Origin of the sequence: Agrobacterium leguminum, assembly GCF_015704895.1 — a bacterium.
Taxonomy (GTDB): domain Bacteria; phylum Pseudomonadota; class Alphaproteobacteria; order Rhizobiales; family Rhizobiaceae; genus Agrobacterium; species Agrobacterium leguminum.
This window is the reverse complement of the sequence record NZ_JADQWB010000010.1, coordinates 60975-82219: the sequence shown is the minus strand read 5'-3', so window position 1 is coordinate 82219 and position 21245 is coordinate 60975. Positions and strand designations below refer to the sequence as shown.

22 protein-coding genes and 1 tRNA gene are annotated in these 21245 nt (G+C 59.3%); 13 read left to right on the top strand and 10 right to left on the bottom strand.

Going from position 1 to position 21245, the window contains the following annotated elements:
* Positions 1-96: 96 nt before the first annotated feature.
* Both smpB and dapA read right to left on the bottom strand, forming a co-directional pair.
* Positions 97-579 (bottom strand): SsrA-binding protein SmpB, encoded by a 483-nt coding sequence (gene smpB, locus I3J13_RS15865; RefSeq protein WP_003524122.1) that lies wholly within the window; start codon positions 577-579, stop codon positions 97-99.
* A gap of 161 nt (positions 580-740) precedes the next feature.
* The gene (dapA, locus tag I3J13_RS15860) at positions 741-1625 is read right to left on the bottom strand and encodes a 4-hydroxy-tetrahydrodipicolinate synthase (RefSeq protein ID WP_003524121.1); all 885 of its coding nucleotides are present in this window, start codon (positions 1623-1625) and stop codon (positions 741-743) included.
* A gap of 465 nt (positions 1626-2090) precedes the next feature.
* Between dapA and I3J13_RS15855 the strand changes: the two genes are divergently transcribed.
* Entirely contained in the window at positions 2091-4163 is a 2073-nt protein-coding gene (locus I3J13_RS15855) for a lytic transglycosylase domain-containing protein (protein ID WP_196379421.1), read from the top strand.
* Positions 4164-4494: 331 nt separating this feature from the next.
* On the opposite strand, the gene I3J13_RS15850 is transcribed toward I3J13_RS15855, so the two are convergent.
* Positions 4495-5559: a porin gene (locus tag I3J13_RS15850; RefSeq protein WP_196379420.1), complete on the bottom strand. Its 1065-nt coding sequence runs from the start codon at positions 5557-5559 to the stop codon at positions 4495-4497.
* 604 nt (positions 5560-6163) lie between these two features.
* Positions 6164-7231, bottom strand: coding sequence for a porin (locus tag I3J13_RS15845; protein ID WP_196379419.1), 1068 nt, complete (start codon positions 7229-7231; stop codon positions 6164-6166).
* Positions 7232-7848: 617 nt separating this feature from the next.
* On the opposite strand from I3J13_RS15845, the gene I3J13_RS15840 reads away from it, so the two are divergent.
* Entirely contained in the window at positions 7849-8373 is a 525-nt protein-coding gene (locus tag I3J13_RS15840; RefSeq protein ID WP_196379418.1) for a chloramphenicol phosphotransferase CPT family protein, read from the top strand.
* A 95-nt stretch (positions 8374-8468) separates the two neighbouring features.
* On the opposite strand, the gene I3J13_RS15835 is transcribed toward I3J13_RS15840, so the two are convergent.
* Positions 8469-8559 (bottom strand) — tRNA-Ser (locus tag I3J13_RS15835).
* A gap of 162 nt (positions 8560-8721) precedes the next feature.
* On the opposite strand from I3J13_RS15835, the gene I3J13_RS15830 reads away from it, so the two are divergent.
* Together I3J13_RS15830 and I3J13_RS15825 are read left to right on the top strand one after the other, a co-directional pair.
* Positions 8722-9063, top strand: coding sequence for a hypothetical protein (locus tag I3J13_RS15830; protein WP_020812132.1), 342 nt, complete (start codon positions 8722-8724; stop codon positions 9061-9063).
* 89 nt (positions 9064-9152) lie between these two features.
* Complete coding sequence (locus I3J13_RS15825; RefSeq protein ID WP_162935899.1) at positions 9153-9329, top strand: hypothetical protein; 177 nt, start codon at positions 9153-9155, stop codon at positions 9327-9329.
* Position 9330: 1 nt separating this feature from the next.
* Here I3J13_RS15825 and I3J13_RS15820 read toward each other — a convergent pair whose 3' ends face one another.
* On the bottom strand, positions 9331-10131 hold the full coding sequence (locus I3J13_RS15820) for an aldolase/citrate lyase family protein (RefSeq protein WP_196379417.1): 801 nt from the start codon (positions 10129-10131) through the stop codon (positions 9331-9333).
* Between the two features lie 7 nt (positions 10132-10138).
* A complete protein-coding gene (locus I3J13_RS15815; protein WP_196379416.1) occupies positions 10139-11356 on the bottom strand; it encodes an FAD-dependent oxidoreductase in 1218 nt (405 codons plus the stop codon).
* Between the two features lie 306 nt (positions 11357-11662).
* Here I3J13_RS15815 and I3J13_RS15810 point away from each other — a divergent pair, with 306 nt between their 5' ends.
* Entirely contained in the window at positions 11663-12007 is a 345-nt protein-coding gene (locus I3J13_RS15810) for a hypothetical protein (protein WP_020809517.1), read from the top strand.
* A gap of 155 nt (positions 12008-12162) precedes the next feature.
* Here the strand turns inward: I3J13_RS15810 and I3J13_RS15805 are convergent, their stop codons facing one another.
* Both I3J13_RS15805 and I3J13_RS15800 read right to left on the bottom strand, forming a co-directional pair.
* On the bottom strand, positions 12163-13359 hold the full coding sequence (locus tag I3J13_RS15805) for a ZIP family metal transporter (protein WP_196379415.1): 1197 nt from the start codon (positions 13357-13359) through the stop codon (positions 12163-12165).
* Positions 13356-14501: a multicopper oxidase domain-containing protein gene (locus I3J13_RS15800; RefSeq protein WP_196379414.1), complete on the bottom strand. Its 1146-nt coding sequence runs from the start codon at positions 14499-14501 to the stop codon at positions 13356-13358. Before I3J13_RS15800 ends, I3J13_RS15805 begins: the two co-directional genes overlap by 4 nt.
* A 440-nt stretch (positions 14502-14941) precedes the next feature.
* Between I3J13_RS15800 and I3J13_RS15795 the strand changes: the two genes are divergently transcribed.
* Positions 14942-16054 carry a pyridoxal phosphate-dependent aminotransferase gene (locus tag I3J13_RS15795; protein ID WP_196379413.1) on the top strand — a complete coding sequence of 371 codons (1113 nt, stop codon included), beginning with the start codon at positions 14942-14944 and terminating at the stop codon, positions 16052-16054.
* A gap of 411 nt (positions 16055-16465) precedes the next feature.
* On the opposite strand, the gene I3J13_RS15790 is transcribed toward I3J13_RS15795, so the two are convergent.
* The gene (locus I3J13_RS15790; protein ID WP_003524109.1) at positions 16466-16729 is read right to left on the bottom strand and encodes an SEL1-like repeat protein; all 264 of its coding nucleotides are present in this window, start codon (positions 16727-16729) and stop codon (positions 16466-16468) included.
* 599 nt (positions 16730-17328) lie between these two features.
* Here I3J13_RS15790 and I3J13_RS15785 point away from each other — a divergent pair.
* The 7 genes from I3J13_RS15785 to vapC all read left to right on the top strand — a co-directional run bounded on the left by I3J13_RS15785 (position 17329) and on the right by vapC (position 21244).
* Positions 17329-17667 (top strand): DUF2147 domain-containing protein, encoded by a 339-nt coding sequence (locus I3J13_RS15785; protein WP_003524108.1) that lies wholly within the window; start codon positions 17329-17331, stop codon positions 17665-17667.
* 161 nt (positions 17668-17828) lie between these two features.
* Positions 17829-18425, top strand: coding sequence for a P-loop NTPase family protein (locus tag I3J13_RS15780; protein WP_196379412.1), 597 nt, complete (start codon positions 17829-17831; stop codon positions 18423-18425).
* Between the two features lie 158 nt (positions 18426-18583).
* Positions 18584-18766, top strand: coding sequence for a hypothetical protein (locus tag I3J13_RS15775; protein WP_020809511.1), 183 nt, complete (start codon positions 18584-18586; stop codon positions 18764-18766).
* Between the two features lie 10 nt (positions 18767-18776).
* The gene (locus I3J13_RS15770) at positions 18777-18950 is read left to right on the top strand and encodes a hypothetical protein (protein ID WP_003509979.1); all 174 of its coding nucleotides are present in this window, start codon (positions 18777-18779) and stop codon (positions 18948-18950) included.
* A gap of 105 nt (positions 18951-19055) precedes the next feature.
* Positions 19056-20561, top strand: a complete 1506-nt coding sequence (gene amn / locus I3J13_RS15765) for an AMP nucleosidase (RefSeq protein ID WP_196379411.1) — start codon at positions 19056-19058, stop codon at positions 20559-20561.
* A 66-nt stretch (positions 20562-20627) separates the two neighbouring features.
* Entirely contained in the window at positions 20628-20858 is a 231-nt protein-coding gene (locus tag I3J13_RS15760) for a type II toxin-antitoxin system VapB family antitoxin (RefSeq protein ID WP_196379410.1), read from the top strand.
* Positions 20855-21244 (top strand): type II toxin-antitoxin system VapC family toxin, encoded by a 390-nt coding sequence (gene vapC / locus I3J13_RS15755; protein WP_196379409.1) that lies wholly within the window; start codon positions 20855-20857, stop codon positions 21242-21244. Before I3J13_RS15760 ends, vapC begins: the two co-directional genes overlap by 4 nt.
* Position 21245: the final 1 nt, after the last annotated feature.

Here is a 21245-nt window from a genome sequence, read left to right as displayed (position 1 = left end):
GCATGACGAAGGAGCAAGTGGAGAAAGTACTCCCTCACCACGCGGACGCGCGTCGGCTGGATTCCTGTGACAAGCACAGGAATGAGGGAGGAGGCTTTACGCGTTGCCACCCTTCAGCAACCGCGATTTCTGCCGGTTCCAGTCGCGTTCCTTCTCCGTCTCGCGCTTGTCGTGCAGCTTCTTGCCCTTGGCGAGCGCCAGCTCCAGCTTCGCGCGGCCCCTGTCGTTGAAATAGATCTTCAAGGGCACCAGCGTCATGCCTTCACGGTTGATGCCGGCGCGCAGGCGGTTGATCTCGCGCTTGCTCAGGAGCAGCTTGCGGCGGCGACGCGGCTCGTGGTTGAAGCGGTTGGCCTGCAGATATTCCGGCAGGTGGGAATTGATGAGCCAGATTTCATCGCCCTCGTCAGAGGCGTAGGATTCGGCGATATTCGCCTTGCCTTCGCGCAGCGACTTGACCTCGGTGCCGGTCAGCACGAGCCCTGCCTCATAGGTGTCGATGATTTCGTAGTTGAAGCGAGCCTTGCGGTTTTCCGCAACGATCTTGTTCACCACGCGCTGGCTGCCTTTGGGGGCCATGATATTTCAATCCCTTGTTTTTCTTATTGCGCCTTCGGCTTACCGCCGAGAGCGGTTTTCGAACCCCTATTTAATGTTGTCGCCGCGAAAAGAAAAGGCGCGCCGAACGGCTTCTGTTACGAAGCGGTTCATGGCGCGCCTTAAACGCTTTCAGGCCTGTCTCAGTTCATCAGGCCGGCGTGCTTCAGCGCCGCATCGATGGCAGCTTCCGTTGCCGGTTCCAGCGTGCTCATCAAGGGCGAGCGGACCCGGCGATTGCCGCCGCGCGTCTTCGACAGCGCATATTTGGTGCCGCAGACGCCGGGCTCCATGAAGATCGCCTTGTGCAGCGGCATCAGGCGATCCTGATAGTCCAGCGCCTTGGCATAGTCGCCGGCGAGCATCGCCGCCTGGAACTCCGAACAGAGGCGCGGCGCAACGTTAGCGGTGACGGAAATGCAGCCGACGCCGCCATGGGCGTTGAAACCGAGCGCCGTACCATCCTCGCCCGAAAGCTGGATGAAGTCCTTGCCGCAGGAAATGCGCTGTTCGGAAACGCGGTCGATCTTGCCGGTCGCATCCTTGACGCCGACGATGTTCCTGTGCGCCTTAACCAGTGCGCCCATGGTTTCCGGCGACATATCCACCACCGAGCGCGGCGGGATATTGTAGATGACGATCGGCAGCTTCACCGCTTCGGCAACGGCGGAAAAATGCGCGAACAGACCCTTCTGGGTCGGTTTGTTATAATAAGGAGTGACAACCAAGAGCGCATCCGCGCCGGCTTCCTGCGCGTGCAGCGCAAGCTCAATCGCCTCATCGGTATTGTTGGAGCCAGCGCCCGCAATGACCGGAACCCGTTTCGCCGCTACCTCGATGCACAGCTCGACGACACGTTTGTGCTCGTCGTGGGAGAGGGTTGGAGATTCCCCCGTCGTGCCCACGGGCACAAGTCCGTTGCTGCCTTCGGCGATCTGCCATTCCACATGGGCGGCAAATGCCTGTTCGTCCACGGCGCCATTGTCCGTGAACGGGGTAATGAGGGCGGGAATTGATCCCTTGAACATGCAAAGCTCCTGGCGCCGAGCCGGTTCATGCTTCGGCCGCATTCGATGGTTAAAACCGGCACACATTAGTGCCAGCCCTTGGCGCCGACAAGCGCAAAGGCAGGGTATTTTGTCCGAAATTGTCGGAAGTGTGACAGTCTCCGGGCTGCAATCGGCAAGCATAAAAAGCAGGCGTCGAAATGAGACGCCGCTCGCAGGACGGTGAATAAAAGTTGATTGAATTGCAGGGCGGCGATTAACATTTCATTAAGCCTGAAATCCCAAGATTTCCGGGTGGGACATCAGACCGTTTTCGGCAATCCCGCTGTAATGAAATGATATTAGAGCATTTCCAGTAAAAGTGCGTAGCGGTTTTACGTCTGGAAAATGCGGAAAAACAAAGAGCCAGAGCATGTCGAACGATTCCGTCTAACAGGACGTGCTCTGGAAGAAAGTCGGCAACTCCGTTACACGATGAAGAACGGCATGAAAAAGACAGTCTGGGGATTGATGGCGGCGGGCCTTGCCGCAACCGTTTGGAACGCATTGGCCGGGCCGTTGCCGGAAGGTGCGGCACCGCTTCCCTATGTCAAGCCGAATGCGCCGACCGTTCCGGCCTTCATGCCGGCCTCGCCCGAGATCACCGGCGCCATACCGCGCCTCGACCGCCCCGACGATACAAGCCAGTTGAAGGCCGGTCTCGACGCGCTTTCCAGCCGCGATGCGGCGCGCGCGATTGCGTTGCGCAACACCATGCCGACCGGTAGCCTCGACCGCCATATCCTCACCTGGGCAATCGCCGTTTCCGGCCAGAAGGACGTGGCTTCCGCCGAAATCGCCGCCGCCCAGCGCGAGCTCTCCGGCTGGCCGGGTGCCGCCACCCTGCGCGCCAATTCCGAAAAAGCGCTTTACCGCGAAGATCCGCCGGCGTCGCAGGTGCTTACCGCCTTCGGCAATAGCCGGCCGGAAACCGCGGAAGGCAGCGTGGTGCTCGCCAAGGCGCTCGCTTCCTCCGGCAAGGGTGCGGAATCGCAGCGTCTCATTCGCCAGCTCTGGGTAAGCGAAGGCATGGACAAGGACATGGAAGACCGTGTTCTTGCCGAGTTTCCCACCTATCTGACGCCCGCCGATCATAAGGCGCGCATGGATTATCTGATGTATCGCAGCCGCATCGGCCAGGCGAAGCGTTTCGGCGATCTCGGCAAAGCGCAGTCGCTTTATAATGCCTGGGCAGCCGTGCTGCAGCGATCCACTACTGCGACTGCGCTGCTCGGCAAGGTCGATGCCTCCTGGCGCAGCGACCCCGCCTATCTTTTCGCGCGGGTGGAAAACCTGCGCAACCAGCAGAAATATTCCGAAGCCGCCGTGCTTTTGCGGCAGGCCCCGAAGGAAACGGCCAAGCTCGTCAATCCGGGAGAATGGTGGAACGAGCGGCGCATCATTGCGCGCGGCGTCGCCGATCTCGGCGATTTCGCCGAGGCCTATCGCATCGTCGCCAATCATTCGGCCACCTCCGCCGTCGATACCGCCGATGCGGAATTCCATGCCGGCTGGTATGCGCTAAGAGCGCTGCGCGATCCGGCCACGGCTTCGCGTCACTTCAACACGCTGCTTCAGACTTCGAACCGGCCGCTTTCGGCGTCGCGCGCCTATTATTGGCTCGGGCGAGCGGCGGAAGCGGGCGGACCGGGGGATGCCCGTGATTTCTTCACCAAAGCGGCTGCCCACCCCGGCACATTCTATGGCCAGCTTGCCGCCGCGCGAATCGGCGCCAAGACACTGAACGTCACCTATCCGAGCCCCAACAGCGGCGACCGCGAACGTTTCGCCGGTCGCGAAGCCGTGCGCGCCATCGACAGGCTGGAAGCAGCCGGTTACGGCTGGCGGGCCGATAGCCTTTACCGGTCGCTGGCGGAACAGCTCGACAGCCCCGGCGAACTTGCCATTCTGGCGGCGCGGGCGGAGGGCAACGGCAATCATCAGGTTTCGCTGCAAATCGGCAAGACGGCTTTCAGCCGCGGCATCGATGCGGCCGCACTCGCCTATCCGCTCGGCGTCATTCCCGCCAGCGCCAATATTGCCGGCTCCGGCAAGGCGCTTGCTTACGCGATTGCCCGGCAGGAAAGCGCCTTCAACCCTGCCGCCGTCTCCGCCGCCAATGCGCGCGGTCTGCTGCAACTGCTGCCCGGAACCGCGAAGGGCGTGGCCGGACGCCATGGCCTGCCCTACACTCAGGCGCGGCTGACCACCGATGCGGGCTACAACGCCACGCTCGGCGCGCATTACCTCGGCGAGCAGATCGACAGTTTCGGCGGCTCCTATATCCTCACCTTCATCGCCTATAATGCCGGGCCAAAGCGCGTGCCGGAATGGATCGCCCGCTATGGCGACCCACGCGGCAAGCCGATCGACGAGGTGGTCGACTGGATCGAGCGCATCCCCTTCCCCGAAACCCGCAATTACGTGCAGCGGGTGATGGAGAATTATCAGGTCTACAAGACGAGGCTCGGGCAACAGGCCGATATCGTTGACGACCTGCGCCATGGGCGTGCGGGGTAAAGCTGGCTTCCTCACCTGACGAGCGGAGCACTCGAGCACCGGTCGGCGAGCGCTCCGAACCGCTGAAAAGCCTTAAGTTCCCTTGCGTCATGCTCGGGCCTGTCTCGAGCATCTGCAACGTTTAGATTTCATGCGACGTGGCTGGATCACTGGGACAAGCCCAGGGATGACGCCGACGGCTTGGGCAGATTTGCCGATAAGCGAGAGGCCCGCTGGCCGATGCTTCAAAGCATACGCGGTGTCCGACGACCTATAGTCCCATCTAGTCTTCCAAAACGAAAAACCCCGGCATTTCTGCCGGGGTTTCCATCACTGACAATGTCAGATCAGATTAGAACGAACGCTGAAGGCGAACGAAACCGGTCCACTGGTCGCCAGCGCCGTTGTCAACACCTTCGGTGCCGTCAACGTCCTGGTAGTTAACAGCAACCTTGGTAGCAAGGCCCTGCGTGATCTGGTAGTCGAACGTTACGCCAGCGCGCCATGCGTCGCGGTCGCCGGTGAAGTCGTTGTCAGCGCCGATGTCAACCGTACCGAAGTACTGAGCGCCGGGGGTGATGGTCAGCTTGTCGGTTGCCTTGATTGCGTATTCAGCAGCAACAGTCCACTCAGACTCTTCGTAGTAAGAGTTTGCGCCGGAAGCCCATGCGCCGGAGAGACCGAACGTGCCCGGGCCGATGTCAGCCGTTACGATTGCACGGAGTGCACCGTTTTCCTGGTCGGTGTCGTAGGAGCCGAGCAGGTTTGCGCTAACTACGCCGAACTTGGCACCGATGATACCGCTGATACCAACGTTGTTCGGGCCTTCGATGAAGCCGCCCTTGGTGATGCCGAGGTTCGAGTCGGCGTCAAGCGGGGTCTCCAGTTCTTCAACCGAAATACCAGCGTAGAAGGAGCCGGCATCGTAGGTGTAACGCAGAGCGTTTGCACGGGTGGAGTTCGAAGACAGGATGTCGGTTTCGCCGGAGAGATCGTCATCCCACCAGGTGTACATGTAACCGACCTTCAGGCCGCCGAGTTCGATGAAAGCCTGGTCGACGTTGACGCCACGGTTGCTGTCATTGTCAGCTTCGCCACGGAAACCGATGAAGCCACGCAGAGCGCCGAGTTCAGTGTCCGTACGGGTGTCAATTTCGAACTGAGCGCGCGTGAACGAATCCCAATCAGACGTGCCGGATTCATTACGGCCGAAGTCGGTCTGGAAACGGATGTAACCGCCGAACTTCAGGCAGGTTTCGGTGCCGGGGATGTAGAAGAAGCCGGTGCCGAAAGCGTCGCAAACGCGAACGTATTCCAGGGGCTCGGGCTCGGCAGCGACGATAGCGTCAGCGGCCTGTGCGCCGGATACTGCTGCGAGAGCTGCAGCGGAGCCGATGAGAAGGCTCTTGATGTTCATGGTTGACCTCCAGTCAAACGCTTAATCTTCTAAGCAGCGGATGGGAAAGCACTTCAGAAATGCGTGCCGCTTATGAAGCTGATTAGAGCCAAAACCGGTCGCTCAGGCAATCGTAATCATGACAGAAGGAAGACAGTAAGGTGTCCTTAGTTTTTCATTGTTGCGAAATAGCTACAATTCTAACGTACGGGACCCCATTCGTTAAAAAATGATTAATAACTCATGCTTTTCAGTCACTTAACCAGAGACTCGAAAAATCCACTTTGAGAAAACCTACGAGATCACCTGAATCTGGACACGATCAGGCCACTGGAAATTGTTCAAAAAACGATTGCAATGTGCAGATGGCCCTACTTCTGCAAGAAAAAACTGACCGAAAAGCAAAAGCCCACAGCTTCGGATTCCTTAACCGACTCAAGGATCCCGATACCGAGCGAATCAATGGGCGTGCGCTAGCGATCTGTTCCGAGGATAAAGCTGCAGAAAATCGGAACGCCGCCACGATTTCGCCACCCGCCGCGATGTCCACTCTATCAAGATGCCATTCAAACAAAAAGCCCGGCTCAAGAGCCGGGCTTTCCATCACTGACAATGTCAGATCAGATTAGAACGTGCGCTGAAGGCGAACGAAACCAACCCAGCTGTCGCCAGCGCCGGTGTCAACACCTTCGGTGCCGTCGACGTCCTGGTAGTTAACCGAAACGAGCGTGGAGAGGCCCTGGGTGATCTTGTAGCCAACAGCTACACCAGCGCGCCATGCGTCGCGGTCGCCAACCCAGTCGTTATCAGCACCGAGGTCGATCGTGTTGAAGTACTGGAAGCCGGGGGTGATGGTCAGCTTGTCGGTTGCCTTGATTGCGTATTCAGCAGCAACCGTCCATTCGGACTCTTCGTAGTAGCGGTTTGCGCCAGAAGCCCAAACGCCGGAGAGACCAAGCGTACCCGGGCCGATGTCGGCCGTGACGATAGCGCGGATTGCGCCTTCTTCAGCGTCGGTGTCGTAGCCACCGAGCAGGTTAGCGTTTACGCCGCCGAACTTGGCGCCAACGATAGCAGAGATACCAACGTTGTTAGCACGTTCGAACGAACCGCCCTTTACGAAGTCTGCGGAAATGTTGGAGTCACCACGAGGAGCTTCCAGCTCTTCAACAGCAGCGCCGACGTAGAAGGAGCCAGCGTCGTAGGTGTAACGGATAGCGTTCAGACGGGTCTGGTTCGAAGCAAGGCTGTCAACTTCGCCGGAGAGACCATCATCCCACCAGTTGTAGTAGTAACCGACCTTCAGGCCGCCGAGTTCGATGAAAGCCTGGTCGACAACAACGGCGCGGTTGCTGTCGTGGTCGGCCTGACCGCGCAGACCGATGTAGCCGCGCAGAGCGCCGAGCTCGGTGTCGGTGCGGGTGTCGATGTTGAACTGAGCGCGCGTGAAGGAATCCCAGTCAGACGTACCAGCCTTGTTACGGCCGAAGTCGGTCTGGAAACGGATGTAACCGTCGAACTTCAGGCAGGTTTCGGTGCCGGGGATGTAGAAGAAGCCGGTGCCGAAAGCGTCGCAAACGCGAACGTATTCCAGGGGCTCAGGCTCAGCAGCGACGATAGCGTCGGCAGCGTGAGCGCCGGATACTGCTGCGAGAGCCGCAGCGGAGCCGATCAGAAGGCTCTTGATGTTCATGGTTGACCTCCAGTCAAAGTTTTTAAGTGGGTCTGGGTACTTTCGCTGAAGGACAGCATTCCCTGCCCCATTCCCGTGTTCTTAGAAGCCAAACGATCCACCGCCTCGCTTCTGGTGGTGAAAATACAAAAGGTTTCGCCGCTTGCAATCGCCAACATCCGATAAATAGCATTTACGTATATGCTTCATTTCGGTTTGTTGCGGAAACAACACACAGTGCTTAGCCGGCCTGCAGGCGGCTTTACCATGCGTTAAGAAATTGCTTGAAAATCCGTTAGTTAGCGAGGTTAACAAGGTCTTTCTAAACTACCGGCTTTTTCGGCGAAACCTTGCCTCGCTGGGCAAGGATGATGGAAACTTTTGCTTCGTTCCCGCCTGCATCTGTCACGCCGCGACAGCGCGTATGAAGAAACAGCGGAAAAAACCATGCCTTTTGCCAACGATTCCTCGCGCAACGATTCGAAGGGCCTCCCCCGGACTGGTTACGACACCGACATGCCGCCACCAATCCGTATCGACTGGAGACTTGATTGACGACGCGACATCGCGCTTGAAACACTATCCTTTAATATCGATTCACGAGTGCCAATTCGAAACAGACGGAAGAACAGATCGACATGCGGAATGGTCGTATTATTTTATTGAACGGCACCTCGAGTGCCGGCAAATCGACACTCGCCAAGGCGCTCAGGTCGGCGCTGACGGAACCCTTTTGTTATTACGCGTCTGATCAGCTTGCCGATGGCGGCTTTCGCACCATCAAACAAAAAACGCCGCATACCGGCCTGAGCAATGAGCGCGCCAGGTTCTTTGACGGTTTTCACCGCTCCATCGTGTCCTTTGCCGAAGCTGGAAACGATATTGTCGTCGAGCACATCGTTGAAGAGGCAGGCTGGGCACAGCAATTGCGGGCGTTGTTCGTGCATCTGGACACGTTCTGGGTCGGCGTGCACGCTCCCCTCGCGGAGATGGAACGACGCGAGCGGGAACGCGGGGACAGGACAATCGGGGAAGCGCGGTATCATCTGAAAACACATGATTACTGCCGGTACGACATCGAAGTCGACACCACCGAGCCTCTTCACTCGCTCGTTTCTTCCATAATCGAGACCTGGCGGGCGCGACCATCCGCGACTTCATAGTGCGCACGGCTGCGCGCATTTACAAACATGCGTGCGGTTGTGATCTGGAACTGGGGGAATCTATTGAGCTGGAATTTTCCGGTCTTGTGCCGAAGTGGCGGAGAGGATGGGATTCGAACCCACGATACGCTTTTGACGTATACTCCCTTAGCAGGGGAGCGCCTTCGACCACTCGGCCACCTCTCCGGTGCGGCCTGATTATTGCGTAAAAAAAATGATTGCAAGGCTTTTTCGCCAAGAAGCACAAAAACCTGTTGGCTGAACATCCTCCTGCGAAACTTTGCGGGCCTTTCGGGAACTTCTTGCAGGCCGGCACGTTCTGCCTTCGGTAACAAAAGAGGTGTTCTAATGGCTCAGACCAAACTGAATGTTGTCGAAGACACGATCGAAAACCAGATTGCGGAGCTGCGTTCGCAGATCGCATCCCTCTCCAAATCCGTATCCGCCCGCGCGGAAGGTGTGAGCGAGGATGCGTCCGAATTTCTGGATGAGGCGCGCGGACGCGTTCGCAAGGCCGCGCATAATGTCCGCGCCCAGGGCCAGAATGTCGTGGAAGCCGTCAAGGAAAATCCCGGCACGGCGACCTCCCTGCTGACGATCGTTGGCGCACTCGGTTTTGCCATCGGTTATGCGGTTGGTGCGAGCACGCAGCAGAACTCGTCGAACAGCAGCCTTTATCGCTGGCGCTAGTCGCCGCATCGAATTAAAATTGAGGCAAGGCGGGTCTATCCTGCCTTGCCTTTTCGTATTTATGTGAAATGTGATGAATGGGGGCGGATATGCGGTTCAGCGACGATCTTGAAACGGCTTTGTCGGATTTTGCGAGGGATCACGGCGTCGACAGGGATGAGGCCATCCAGCGCATCATTCGCGCCGCCCTTATCAATACCGGTTATCTCGCCTCCGGCGAAGAAGGCATTCCGCCGGAAAAACTGAACGCCAGCAACGACGACTGAATTAATAGCCAGACCGGGATGGTGCAGGCGCCGCTCCGCCCTTGTAGCGGGCCGAGAGCGCACGCAGGGTGCTGGCGAATTCGGTTACATCCGCACCGACGGCCACGAAGGACGCGCCGAGTTCGAGATAGCGGCGATTATAGGTTTCGTTGAAGGTGAGAATGCCGGCAGCCTTGCCCGCCTTGACGATCTTGACGATGGCCGCCTCGATCACCGCCTGCACTTCCGGCTCGTCTATCCTGCCGAGATAGCCCATATCCGCGGCCAGATCCGCCGGGCCGATGAAGACGCCGTCCACACCCTCCACCGCGAGAATATTGTCGAGATCGTTGATCGCCGCCCGCGTTTCAGCCTGCACCAGCAGGCAGACGCTATCCGAGGCGCTGTCGGCATAGTCGGTTATCGTGTTGAAGGCGGAAGCGCGGGCAACGGCAGCACCCATGCCGCGAATGCCGCGCGGCGGATAATGCATGGCGCTGACCAGATTCTTCGCCTGGTCGGCCGAATCGACCATCGGCACCAGAAGCGTGCGCGCACCCGCATCCAGAAGCTGCTTGATCATCCAGCTTTCGCCGACCGGCACGCGCACCACGGGCTCCGCAGACGATGTGGCAAGGGCGCGCAGCTGATCGATGATGCTGCGCAGATCGTTCGGCCCATGCTCGCCGTCGATCACCAGCCAGTCGAACCCCGCCGTACCGGCGATTTCCGCCGTGATGGCTTCGCCCATATCGAGCCAGAGGCCGATCTGCGGCTTGCCGGCATGGATGGCGGTTTTGAAACGGTTTTCGGGAGCAGGCATGATATCCTCAGGAAAGCAGTAATTTCAGATCGGCGGAAGCATCCGCCAGGATGGCGCGATCCGGCTCGGCGCCGGTATCGAGCAGTTTCTTGCCCGCGACATAGGCCTTGGCATCGTTGACGGCATCCACCGCCACGAATCGCCCCTCGCGGAAATACCAGACGGACCAGCTGCCCTCACGCGCGCCCTGCCTCAGCATCGTCTCGTCGTAACCCAGGTTGAAGCCGGCGATCTGCAGCTTGGCGTCATATTGATCCGACCAGAACCATGGCTTCGGATCATAGGCGGCTTCAGCCCCGGTAAGCACGGCAGCGGCCGCCTCGGCCTGATCGACAGCATTCTGTACCGATTCGAGACGCACATGCTGGCCGCGCCAGGGCAGCAGCGCGCAATCGCCCACGGCATGAATGGCGCTGTCGGAGGTGCGGGTATGGTCATCCACCACGATGCCATTGCCGACATCAAGGCCTGATTCGCGAGCGAGGCGATCATTCGGCGTCACGCCGATGCCGACAATCACAAAGTCCACATCCAGCGTCGAGCCGTCGGAGAGTTCGGCGGCGGCCACCCGGCCGTCCATGCCGACAAGGCGCACAAGGCCGGTCTTTTCGCGAATGGAAACGCCGTGGGCCTGATGGATGCCGCGCATGATATCGGCGGTTTCCTTCGCCGCGACACGCTGGAGAATGCGGTCGGCCATTTCGATCAAGGTCACTTCGAGGCCGAGCTTGCGCGCGACAGCGGCTGCTTCGAGACCGATATAACCGCCGCCGATTACCAGCAGCCTGCGGCCCGGCTTCATCTCCTCCATAAGCCGGTCGGCATCGCGCTTGTCGCGAACGGTCAGGACGCCTTCCAGATCGCCGCCAATGCTGGCGGGCAGCAGGCGGGGAGCCGCCCCGGTCGCCAGCACCAGCCTGTCATAGGAAAGCGTGCTGCCATCCTGCATGCGCAGGGATTTAGCGGCGCGGTCTATTTCTTCGACCCAGGTGGAAAGCCGGATATCGACATTGTTCTCCGCGTACCATTCTTCCGGCCGGAACATCAGCCGGTCGAAGCTCATCTCGCCGAGGAGGTATTTTTTGGAGAGCGGCGGCCTCTGGTAAGGATAGGCATCCTCGGAACCGACGATGGTGATGGGGCGCTCGTCCTTCAGCGCCCGAAGCTTCGACGCCAGCGCGAAAGCGGCCTGCCCCGCCCCGACGATTACCAGCCTTCCCGTCACAGTCCACTCCCAGAAGAATCACGAAGCGCCGGTCCTGCCGGGCCTCGCGAAGCGATATTGCAAGGCTCAGGCGTAACGCCAAGTACGGCCCCAGTCAACACCAGCCCCGTGCAAGCGTGACGCAGTATCAGCACAGGCTGCAACCGGATGGGGCCGAACGCATTTCCATAGCGGAAACATCGGCTTCCGAAGGGAAGATTGGTCGAGATCGAGACAGAGAACAGACAATTGCGCGCATTTCCTTCATGCCCTGGCAAGGAAGCGGCGTTAAAATCGGCATCAAAAGAGGCAATCCGGGAGGTTGTCATGGCTTTGCATATGGATCCCCGTCAGAACGTCCCCCAGGACGAGATGTACGAGAAATTTCAGATCGACCGGCCCGGCAAGATCACCTTCATCGGGCATCATCTCAGCGCCAAGGACACCATGCGCTGCCTGGTGCGGACCATTTCCCTTTACGGCGCGGAACTGGATGTCAGCCCCGATCTGGAAATGCCGGCCAATTTCTATCTGGAAATTCTCGGTATCCGCGATGAGATCGGCTGCACGCTGATCCGCCGCGAAGAGGAAAAAGTGACGATCGGCTTCAATATGCTGATCGATGCGGAGTTCCTGCACCATGTGCGACGCCTGAGCTTCGAGACATCATGATGACCGCCGCAAAAGCGCGGCTCACGGAATAGGCATGCGAAGCGGCGGGACCGCCACCTCGCTGAAGCTGATAGATTCGGCATCCAAATCTGTCACCCCGTTCTTCCGGCTCACCGCATCGCAGGCGGAGATCGAGACTATCGGGGCGGCCGTCATCATATCTTCACGACCGCCGCCGTGACGTACATAAACATTATTCCCGCTCCGAGGCCGCCGAGGACCGCCGGAGACAGGGAGAGAGAAGCGAAGTTGCGGGCGTTGCTGCGGACCATATAGGCCGAGACCTCGACAATGACCTGCAGGATGGCTCCGGCCCCGATGGCGAGGGCGAAAGCCGTCCATTGCGGTGCATAAGCGAGACTGCCGAGCCACATGCCAAGCACCGCCGGGCCGCCGGCCAGAAGGGTAAGCCCGGCGAAAATCCACAATGACGGCCGTTTTTTGAGAATCGGCGCGGCGATGCCGATACCCTCGGTAATATTGTGGATCGCAAAACCCAGCACGAGAAACGCACCGAGCCCCGCCGAGCCCGCCGCAAAGGCAGCGCCGATAGCCAGCCCTTCGCCGAAATTATGCAGGCCGATGCCAAGCGCGATGTAAGTCGCGAGCGCAAGCCCGGTCGGCGTGCCATGCCGGCGGCCAACCGCCATCAGGATCAGGAATGCCGCAAAGGCGCCGAGCACGACCATCACCCGGCCCTGAAACAGCGCCGCCGTTTCGCCGGCGATTTCCAGCGCCTCTTCCGTCATGTCGATGAGAAGATAGAGCAGCAGGCCGATTGTCAGCGCCAGCAGGAAATTCATGCCGCCCTGGTCGACATTGCGCAAAGCGGGATAGAACATCAGGCCGATGGCGACGGGAACGACGCCGACGATGATGCCGACCAGCGCCTGAATCCAGAGTTGCCCGGATGTCGCGGTGGGCGTCGGCACCGCCACGGCGATCTCGTGGTCGAAGCTCGCGCCGGTGTTGGTGACCACGGTGACGGCGTGGGTATCGGCGAGATTCCACGGAAAATCGATGTTGAGCCAGACGGACGACCCCCTCGGAATTTCACCCGGAGGCGATTGCGTGAACGTCCAGTAGGCCGCATCCACCTGTACCTGCGCTATCGTCATCGGCTCCGAACCGCCGGCCCGGACCAGCAATTGCAGGCCCCTGTCGTTGAGGATGGTGCGCTCGAAGGTGAGGTTTTCGACGGGCGGCGCGCCGTTGTCGAGCCGCCCGAGCGGGTCGGCGGCGAAAATCCAGGCGATGGCTGCGGCCAGCGCCAGAAGCGGCAGGACGATCCAGACGAGCGTGAGGCCGGAGCGGGCGGGCGCGGATGTTTTTTTCGTTTCCATGACATTCATGACAGCGACTCCACGACGTCGAACATGCCCATCCAGCCGAGTTCGGTGAACTCCGTCTGATGGGGGTGGAACATATAAAGTCCGGGCTCGTGCTCGGCGAAGCTGAATTCCAGAATGCCGCGCTCCGCCTGGCACTGGGTGATGAGGTCGACGGTCTGCAATGTCGGCGTCAGCGTCGTTCCCTGATTGAAATAATTGAAGAAATTCGCATGCAGATGGAAGGAATTGATCGGATCGAATTCCAGCACGTTGACGAGATAGATGCGCACCGGCTTCGAGCGGAGAATTTTGATCGGCTTCTTGGCGAAGGCGTGTGCGACCGTATTGACGGCGTAGAACTCGTTCTCCTCATCGAAATTGGTGTCGAAAGCGTTCGACACCATCACCATTTCCTGCCAGCCCGCATTTTCCGGCGTGCCGAGCAGGCGCGAGCGGGCGACCTCGGCGTGCTCGGGATGCCGGTCGGGATCCGGATCGATGATGAAGGCGCCGTACATGCCCTTGTGCATGTGCCGGCGCAGCGGCACGTTGTGGCAATGATACAGATGGCAGCCGAAGGGTCTGGCGTCGAATTCATAGGTGAATTCACCGCCCGGATCGACCATGCCCGGCGTGCCGGGGATGCCGTCCATCCTTGCTGAATGAATGCCGTGGAAGTGAAGGGAATGCGGGTGGGAACCGTAATTCCTGAAATTCACCCGGATACGGTCGCCTTCCCTGGCGCGCAGGGTCGGTCCCGGCACGCGGCCATTGTAAGTCCAGGCCGGAAACATGACACCGGGTGCAATCTCGATATCCTTGTCCTCGGCGGTAATATCGAAGGTGCGAAGGGTGCGCCCGTCGGCGGTGCGCTCCACCGTGCCGGTTTCCCAATCCGTCAGCATGTCGTGGGGGTCGAAACCGTTGGTTTGCGGATCGACCTCGCCGACCGTCATCATCGAACCATGCGCGCCGTGGGCTTTCGCCGCGCTATCGGCCGAAGCCAGGCCCGGCGCTGTCGCCCCGTGAGCTGAATGCGCGGTCTGGCCGGAGGCGCTGGTGGCCAGAAGCGCCCCTCCTCCCGCAGCCACGAGCCCGCCGGCGAGTAACCCTCTGCGGCTGACCAATTCACCCGTCAATCGCGTCGGTGACGTCTTCTCCATTTGCGACTTTCTTTCCATTTTCATCTCTTGCGGCGGCTGTTTGTCGTGAGAACTATCGATTTCATTTGCATTTTTGCAATTAAGAATCATTTGCAATAAAAATAACTATACTCGCCAGCTTATCTATATTCTGCAATTAGGAATTAATTGCAACAAGCATTTGACGAACGGGTGCAACATTGCGGCAATCCATCGCTTGGCCGCCTGCGGAACCCAGCCTGCGAGGTCGATTTTCAACCGAGATCCTCAAAATCGGGGCGTCGCGCCGTGGAGCTAGGCCCCACCGAGACAGCATTTCCAGCCGCCCGTCGCGCCTGTGGACCGGGCATGAGCGTAAATTCCGGCAGGAAGGGGTTTCCAAACCGTCGGAAATCTGACCCATTGTGGCGAATTGAGCTTTGCTCATAACGAGACTTTCCAACTGCATATCGGATCAAACAATGTCAGCCTTTTCCCGCCTCACGCCGCTTGCCGCTTCGCTTCCCTCAACCGTTCCCTTCGTCGGCCCCGAAGCCATCGAGCGCAACCGCGGCCTGAAGGTTGAAGCGCGTATCGGCGCCAATGAGAGCGGCTTCGGCCCCGCCCCTTCCGCGCTTCTGGCCATGCGCGATGCGGCGGCGGAGACATGGATGTACAGCGATCCGGAAAATTACGAGCTGAAGGAAGCGCTTGCCATCCACCATGGCGTTGCACGCGGCAATATCGCCATCGGCAGCGGCGTCGATGGGCTGCTGGGTGAGATCGCGCGGCTGATCGTCGAGCCGGGCACGCCTGTCGTCACCTCTTTTGGCGGCTACCCCACCTTCAATTACCATGTGAACGGTTTTGGCGGGAAACTCGTGACCACGCCCTATGTCGACGATCACGAAGACCTTGACGGGCTTCTCGATCTCGTCATCCGGGAAAATGCGCCGCTCGTTTATTTTGCCAATCCCGACAATCCGATGGGAAGCTGGTGGGAAGCGAGCGAAGTCGTCGCCTTTGCCCGCGCATTGCCGGAAACCTGCCTGCTCATTCTGGATGAAGCCTATTGCGAAACCGCGCCGGCCAGCGCCGTGCCGGCCATCGACGCGCTGATCGGCCAGCCGAACATTCTGCGCATGCGCACCTTCTCGAAAGCCTATGGGCTGGCGGGTGCGCGCGTGGGTTACGCCATCGGCACGCTCGGCAATGTCGAAGCCTTCGACAAGATCCGCAACCATTTCGGCATGGCGCGCATTTCGGTCGCCGGCGCTTTGGCGGCGCTGAAGGATCAGGCCTATCTGCATGAAGTCGTTGGTAAAATTTCTGACGCCCGTGAGCGCATTTCGGCAGTCGCGCGTAATAACGGCCTTTCACCGCTCCCCTCCGCCACCAATTTCGTCACCATCGATTGCCACCGCGACGGGGCTTATGCCCGCGCCATCGTCGATGGGCTGATGGAACATGGCGTCTTCATCCGCATGCCGGGCGTCGCGCCGCTCAACCGCTGCATTCGCGTGAGCGTGGGGCCGAATGACAAGCTCGATCTGTTCGAGCAGGCGCTGCCGAAGGTCCTCAAGGCGATCGGGTAAGCTCCTACGTCTCCTCATCAAGTCAGTCTTATTTGGATGTTTTCATACTCTTTGAGCCTGGCGTTTGCGATCATGCGACACATCGTCGTGATCGCAAACGCTAGGCTCAAAGAGTATGAAAACATCCAAATAAGACTGACTTGATGAGGGTTGGAAAGTGCCGCGCATTGCACGCATCGATTCAACATCCTCCCGCAAGCCCCTGCCCGCGAATCGTTTTCCGGCGAAGAGACATCGCCAAACATAAGAAAACCGCGCCGGCCTTGTTCCTGCCGGTCGCGGTTTGATGTGTCAGCGCAAAAGCCCTTTTCAAAGCCCTCGCCGCGTTCCCCTTCGGGTTTACTTTCCTTTGCGCCGGTCATCGGGACTGGAGGGAACCGGACCGGAAATCTCAATAAAGGCTTGGGTCGATCAGTGCATCGTCATCCAGTCGCGGGCGGCGCGCAGCGCTTCGGCCAGTTCCGATTTCGTCATGTTGCGGGCGAGATCGGCGCGCAGCGAAGCGGCTCTTTCCGATCCGCGGATCGCGGCGATGTTGAGCCATTTATGGGCGGCGATCAGGTCCACCTTGCAGCCCCGGCCGGTCGCATAGACCAGGCCGAGATTGCAAAGAGTGTCGGCGCGGGTTTCGCCACCGGCAGCCATTTCGATATCGCGAATTTCAAAGCGTGCCATTGTTTTAATCCCTGTCCTTCTGCCTGTTTCATCATTCGCCTTCTTGTCGAGGCCATCGTCCGGACCTGCCGTCTTTTGCGGCTTTTTTGTCCTTTCGTCCGGCAGGTTTTCCCTGCGCTTTTGATGAGTTCACTATGCCACGGGGCCTTCAACGGTCGCTTAAAAGGCATGATTAATGCGCTGCAAACAAACTGCAAACGATTGGTAAAATTGGGTTTTCGTTAAATATCACGAGCCGCGGAAATTAAGGACTTTGCGGCGAATTTTACGAAAAGTTTAGAATTGGATTTAAACTCTTCCTTCACCACGATCAAAACAGCGATTTTCCAATTCTCCCTCTTTCGCTCCTGCCGCCGCTGCAAATGCCGCGCCGAGGCCGCAAATTTCTGTTTCCTTTTACGTGAACGTCAAATACTATCCGCCCTGCCCGTCATGAGGATGAAACGGGCACAGGATAGCGCGGTGCAAGGAGCAATCGTTGCGCCGCAGGCGGCTTGGGCCAGAGATGGCGCATTCGCACGCCAAAAGGGTTTGATCTGCGCATCGCGTCTTTGGGCCGCCGGCTCGAGAAAGCCTGCGCGAATTTCGGGAGGAATTTTATGAAGCGTATAATGACGATTGCCGCCGCCCTCATGCTGAGCGGCAACCTTGCCTTCGCCGCCGAGGCAATCGAAGGCAACTGGAAGACCGCCAGTGGCGAAACCGCCGTGATCGGCCCCTGCGGCGGCGCCTTCTGCGTGACGCTGAAGACCGGCAAACACGCCGGAAAACAGATCGGCAAGCTTTCCGGCAAGGGAAACAGCTATTCGGGTGAAATCACCGATCCCGCCAATGACAAGACCTATAGCGGCTCCGGCACCGTTTCCGGCAACTCGCTGAGCATGAAGGGCTGCGTGCTGAAGGTTCTGTGCAAATCGCAGACCTGGACGCGGCTGTAATCGACAGGGCGGCGGGCGGGCTTCTGTCCTGCCGCCTGCGGTCCCGCGCCTGACGGCACGGTGCGCTGCCAAGGATTTCACCTGAGACTGCGGGCGCACGCCGCATGGAAGCCATATATCCGTTGATGTATCGTTGCGCCCAACACCAACGAGAGCGACGCATGCGCCCCACCCTTTCGACAATCCTGATTGCGGGCACCTCGCATGTCGGCAAAAGCACCCTTGCCGGCCTGCTGAGCGAAAGGCTGCGCTGCGAGGCAATATCGACCGACAGTCTCGCCCGTCATCCGGGCAGGCCATGGCCGGGCATTCCGGCACCGGTGGAAGAATATTACGCACGGCTCTCGGCGGAAACGATCCACTGGTTCCTGAAGATACATCATCAGAACATCTGGCCGCTTATCCACACGATGATCGACAGCAGGTCGGGCATCGGCACTCCCACAATCTTCGAGGGCGCGGCGTTGCGGCCGGAATTGATTTCGCCCCTGCTTGGCGGCGAGGTCGCCGGTGTCTTTCTCCATGCCGGCAATGATTTTCTTCTCGAGAGAATGCGCTCTCACGCCCGCTATGAAGATGCAACGGCTGAGAAGCGGCGGATCATCGACGCCTTCATCGAGCGTTCGTTGCGGGAAAACAGGGACATGCTGGCATCCGCGCAGGAGCACCGCGTGCCGGTTGTCGATGTGACGCAGCCTCAGGCATTCGAGACCCTCGTGACCGATCTTGCAGCACGTGCGGAAGCCCCTCTGTCCTGATCGAAAAGCGGGTGGCCCGCGAGATGCCCGGCGCCATTGCGGCATCAATCTGTCATGTCACCGCCCGTTAACATCCCTGAATGCCATATGAACCGGGGTCTCAGGGTCCGTTCAGTCCGAGTGTGGCAAAACTCTGTCCATCAACTCCAATAAGGGGAATGGACATGGCAAAGCTGATCAGCCGACTGGCAATCTTCGCGTTTCTCATGGCGATCTTCGCCATGTCCTTCGCCTCGCTCGTCGTTAATCCGAACCGCAGTTTCCAGCGGGTGAATGCCGGCGCGGCAATCGCCTGCCAGCATAGCCCCTCGCCCGCCGCCAATTGCCCCGTCGTGTTGTGAGGACAGGCCGATGACGACAAGTTTTTCCAACGGCCTGTTTTCCGCGCTGCGGCTAGTGCTGATGGCCTCGATCTTTCTCGGTCCGGTCGCCGGACTTGCTGTTTACAAGGCCGATCCCCGCCCCGCCTCCAAGGGCGCCGGTTTCGTGCTTCTGATGAGCCTGCAACGCGGCGCGCTCGGCTGAAATTTCCGCCGACCCGCTGTTATTCGAACTGCCTTTTTGCGTTTCTTTTCAGTTTCTTCGTATTTCTGTCGCTTGCCTGTCGAAATTGCCCTCTTATAATGGGCCATGACAATAGCAAAACCAACGATTCCGCCCCTCACCTTCGTCACTCCTGAGCCTTTCGCGCCGCAGACATTCACGGACCCGAAACAAGCTGTGGCGGCTTTGACCGCGCTTTACGAACGCAACACGGCGTTCCTGATCAATTCCTTCACCGAACTTGCCAAGGGCGCGCCGATTGCCGGCCGTTACCGCGCCTGCTATCCGCAGGTCAGCCTTGAGACCGCCACCTTCGGCCATGTCGATTCGCGTCTCTCCTACGGCCATGTCACCGCCCCCGGCGTTTACACGACGACCATCACCCGGCCGGAGCTTTTCCGCCATTACCTCAAGGAACAGCTGGGGCTTCTGATGAAGAACCACGGCGTTCCGGTCACGGTGTCGGAATCGGCCACGCCCATTCCGCTGCATTTCGCTTTCGGCGAAGGCGCCTATGTCGAGGCGGCAGCGGCCTCCTCGCTGTCCGACGTGCCGCTGCGCGATCTGTTCGATACGCCCGACCTCAACAATACCGACGATCTCATCGCCAATGGCGAATACGATCAGGTGCCGGGCGAACCCGCGCCGCTCGCCCCCTTTACCGCGCAGCGCATCGATTATTCGCTGGCTCGCCTCAGCCACTATACGGCAACCAGCGCCAGCCACTTCCAGAACTTCGTGCTGTTCACCAACTACCAGTTCTATATCGATGAATTCGCCGCATGGGCGCGGCAGTTGATGAAGAATGGCGGCGAGGGTTACACGGCTTTCGTGGAGCCGGGCAATATCGTCACCCCAGCCGGTTGCGACAAGCCGGAAACGGATGCCGTGCTCGCGCGCCTGCCGCAGATGCCCGCCTATCACCTGAAGAAGAAGGGCCATGCCGGCATCACGCTCGTCAATATCGGCGTCGGCCCCTCCAACGCCAAGACGATCACCGACCACATCGCCGTGCTGCGCCCGCATGCCTGGCTGATGGTTGGCCACTGCGCCGGACTGCGCAACAGCCAGCGGCTTGGCGACTATGTTCTGGCCCACGCCTATGTGCGCGAAGATCACGTTCTTGATGACGATCTTCCGGTCTGGGTGCCGATCCCGGCTCTGGCCGAAGTGCAAGTGGCGCTGGAAGGCGCCGTGGCGGAAGTTACCGGCTACGAAGGCTTCGAACTGAAGCGCATCATGCGCACCGGCACCGTCGCCACCATCGACAACCGCAACTGGGAGCTTCGCGATCAGGCCGGCCCCGTCAAGCGCCTGTCGCAGTCCCGCGCCATAGCACTCGACATGGAATCGGCCACCATCGCCGCCAACGGCTTCCGCTTCCGCGTGCCCTATGGCACCCTGCTCTGCGTCTCCGACAAGCCGCTGCATGGCGAATTGAAGCTACCTGGCATGGCGACGGAGTTCTACCGCACCCAGGTCGCCCAGCATCTGCAGATCGGCATCCGCGCCGTGCAGAAACTTGCGGCCATGCCGACGGAAACGCTGCATTCGCGCAAGCTTCGAAGTTTTTACGAGACGGCGTTCCAGTAAAAACAGATATCGCGGAAAGCGTCCTTGGTGTATTGTTTCGAAAATCGATACACCAAGGAGTTTTCGATGCGTACCAACATTGAACTCGATGACGCCTTGATCGCCGAGGCGATGGAAATCACCGGTCTTTCGACAAAAAAGGCGACAGTGGAAAAGGCGTTGCGCGATCTGGTGCGCATTCATCGTCAGATGCGCGCCCTCGATGCGTTGGAGGGCATGGGCTGGGAAGGTGATCTGGACGAGATGCGGACGGATTGGGATGCTGAGACGGACTGGGATGTGAAGAACGCCAAATGATCGTAGCAGATAGCTCTGCCTGGATTTCATTTATTCGAAAAGACGCGCCTACCCTCTCCGCCAAGTTTCGCGCTTTAATGGCGCAGGGCGAAATTCTGATCGGCGATATCATTCTTCTTGAGGTGCTTAGAGGCGCGCGTGACGGTCATCATGCGCGCCGCCTTGAGCAGATGATGGGCGAATTTCCCTGCGTCGCGATGATGTCGCCCCAGCTCGCCATCAAGGCCGCCGCCAATTACCGCTTCCTGCGGGAGCGCGGCTATACGATCAGAAAAAGCAACGACCTCATTATCGGTACCTACTGTATCGAGCACGGGCACAAGCTGTTGCAAAACGACCGAGACTTTCAGCCGATGGCCGATCATCTCGGTCTGCGACTGGCGTGAG

Excerpts from the sequence above, each read along its gene's own strand:
- smpB (WP_003524122.1), bottom strand. The coding sequence starts at position 579 with ATGGCCCCCAAAGGCAGCCAGCGCGTGGTGAACAAGATCGTTGCGGAA.
- dapA (WP_003524121.1), bottom strand. The coding sequence starts at position 1,625 with ATGTTCAAGGGATCAATTCCCGCCCTCATTACCCCGTTCACGGACAAT.
- I3J13_RS15855 (WP_196379421.1), top strand. The coding sequence starts at position 2,091 with ATGAAAAAGACAGTCTGGGGATTGATGGCGGCGGGCCTTGCCGCAACC.
- I3J13_RS15850 (WP_196379420.1), bottom strand. The coding sequence starts at position 5,559 with ATGAACATCAAGAGCCTTCTCATCGGCTCCGCTGCAGCTCTCGCAGCA.
- I3J13_RS15845 (WP_196379419.1), bottom strand. The coding sequence starts at position 7,231 with ATGAACATCAAGAGCCTTCTGATCGGCTCCGCTGCGGCTCTCGCAGCA.
- I3J13_RS15840 (WP_196379418.1), top strand. The coding sequence starts at position 7,849 with ATGCGGAATGGTCGTATTATTTTATTGAACGGCACCTCGAGTGCCGGC.
- I3J13_RS15830 (WP_020812132.1), top strand. The coding sequence starts at position 8,722 with ATGGCTCAGACCAAACTGAATGTTGTCGAAGACACGATCGAAAACCAG.
- I3J13_RS15825 (WP_162935899.1), top strand. The coding sequence starts at position 9,153 with ATGCGGTTCAGCGACGATCTTGAAACGGCTTTGTCGGATTTTGCGAGG.
- I3J13_RS15820 (WP_196379417.1), bottom strand. The coding sequence starts at position 10,131 with ATGCCTGCTCCCGAAAACCGTTTCAAAACCGCCATCCATGCCGGCAAG.
- I3J13_RS15810 (WP_020809517.1), top strand. The coding sequence starts at position 11,663 with ATGGCTTTGCATATGGATCCCCGTCAGAACGTCCCCCAGGACGAGATG.
- I3J13_RS15805 (WP_196379415.1), bottom strand. The coding sequence starts at position 13,359 with ATGAATGTCATGGAAACGAAAAAAACATCCGCGCCCGCCCGCTCCGGC.
- I3J13_RS15800 (WP_196379414.1), bottom strand. The coding sequence starts at position 14,501 with ATGGAGAAGACGTCACCGACGCGATTGACGGGTGAATTGGTCAGCCGC.
- I3J13_RS15795 (WP_196379413.1), top strand. The coding sequence starts at position 14,942 with ATGTCAGCCTTTTCCCGCCTCACGCCGCTTGCCGCTTCGCTTCCCTCA.
- I3J13_RS15790 (WP_003524109.1), bottom strand. The coding sequence starts at position 16,729 with ATGGCACGCTTTGAAATTCGCGATATCGAAATGGCTGCCGGTGGCGAA.
- I3J13_RS15785 (WP_003524108.1), top strand. The coding sequence starts at position 17,329 with ATGAAGCGTATAATGACGATTGCCGCCGCCCTCATGCTGAGCGGCAAC.
- I3J13_RS15780 (WP_196379412.1), top strand. The coding sequence starts at position 17,829 with ATGCGCCCCACCCTTTCGACAATCCTGATTGCGGGCACCTCGCATGTC.
- I3J13_RS15775 (WP_020809511.1), top strand. The coding sequence starts at position 18,584 with ATGGACATGGCAAAGCTGATCAGCCGACTGGCAATCTTCGCGTTTCTC.
- I3J13_RS15770 (WP_003509979.1), top strand. The coding sequence starts at position 18,777 with ATGACGACAAGTTTTTCCAACGGCCTGTTTTCCGCGCTGCGGCTAGTG.
- amn (WP_196379411.1), top strand. The coding sequence starts at position 19,056 with ATGACAATAGCAAAACCAACGATTCCGCCCCTCACCTTCGTCACTCCT.
- I3J13_RS15760 (WP_196379410.1), top strand. The coding sequence starts at position 20,628 with ATGCGTACCAACATTGAACTCGATGACGCCTTGATCGCCGAGGCGATG.
- vapC (WP_196379409.1), top strand. The coding sequence starts at position 20,855 with ATGATCGTAGCAGATAGCTCTGCCTGGATTTCATTTATTCGAAAAGAC.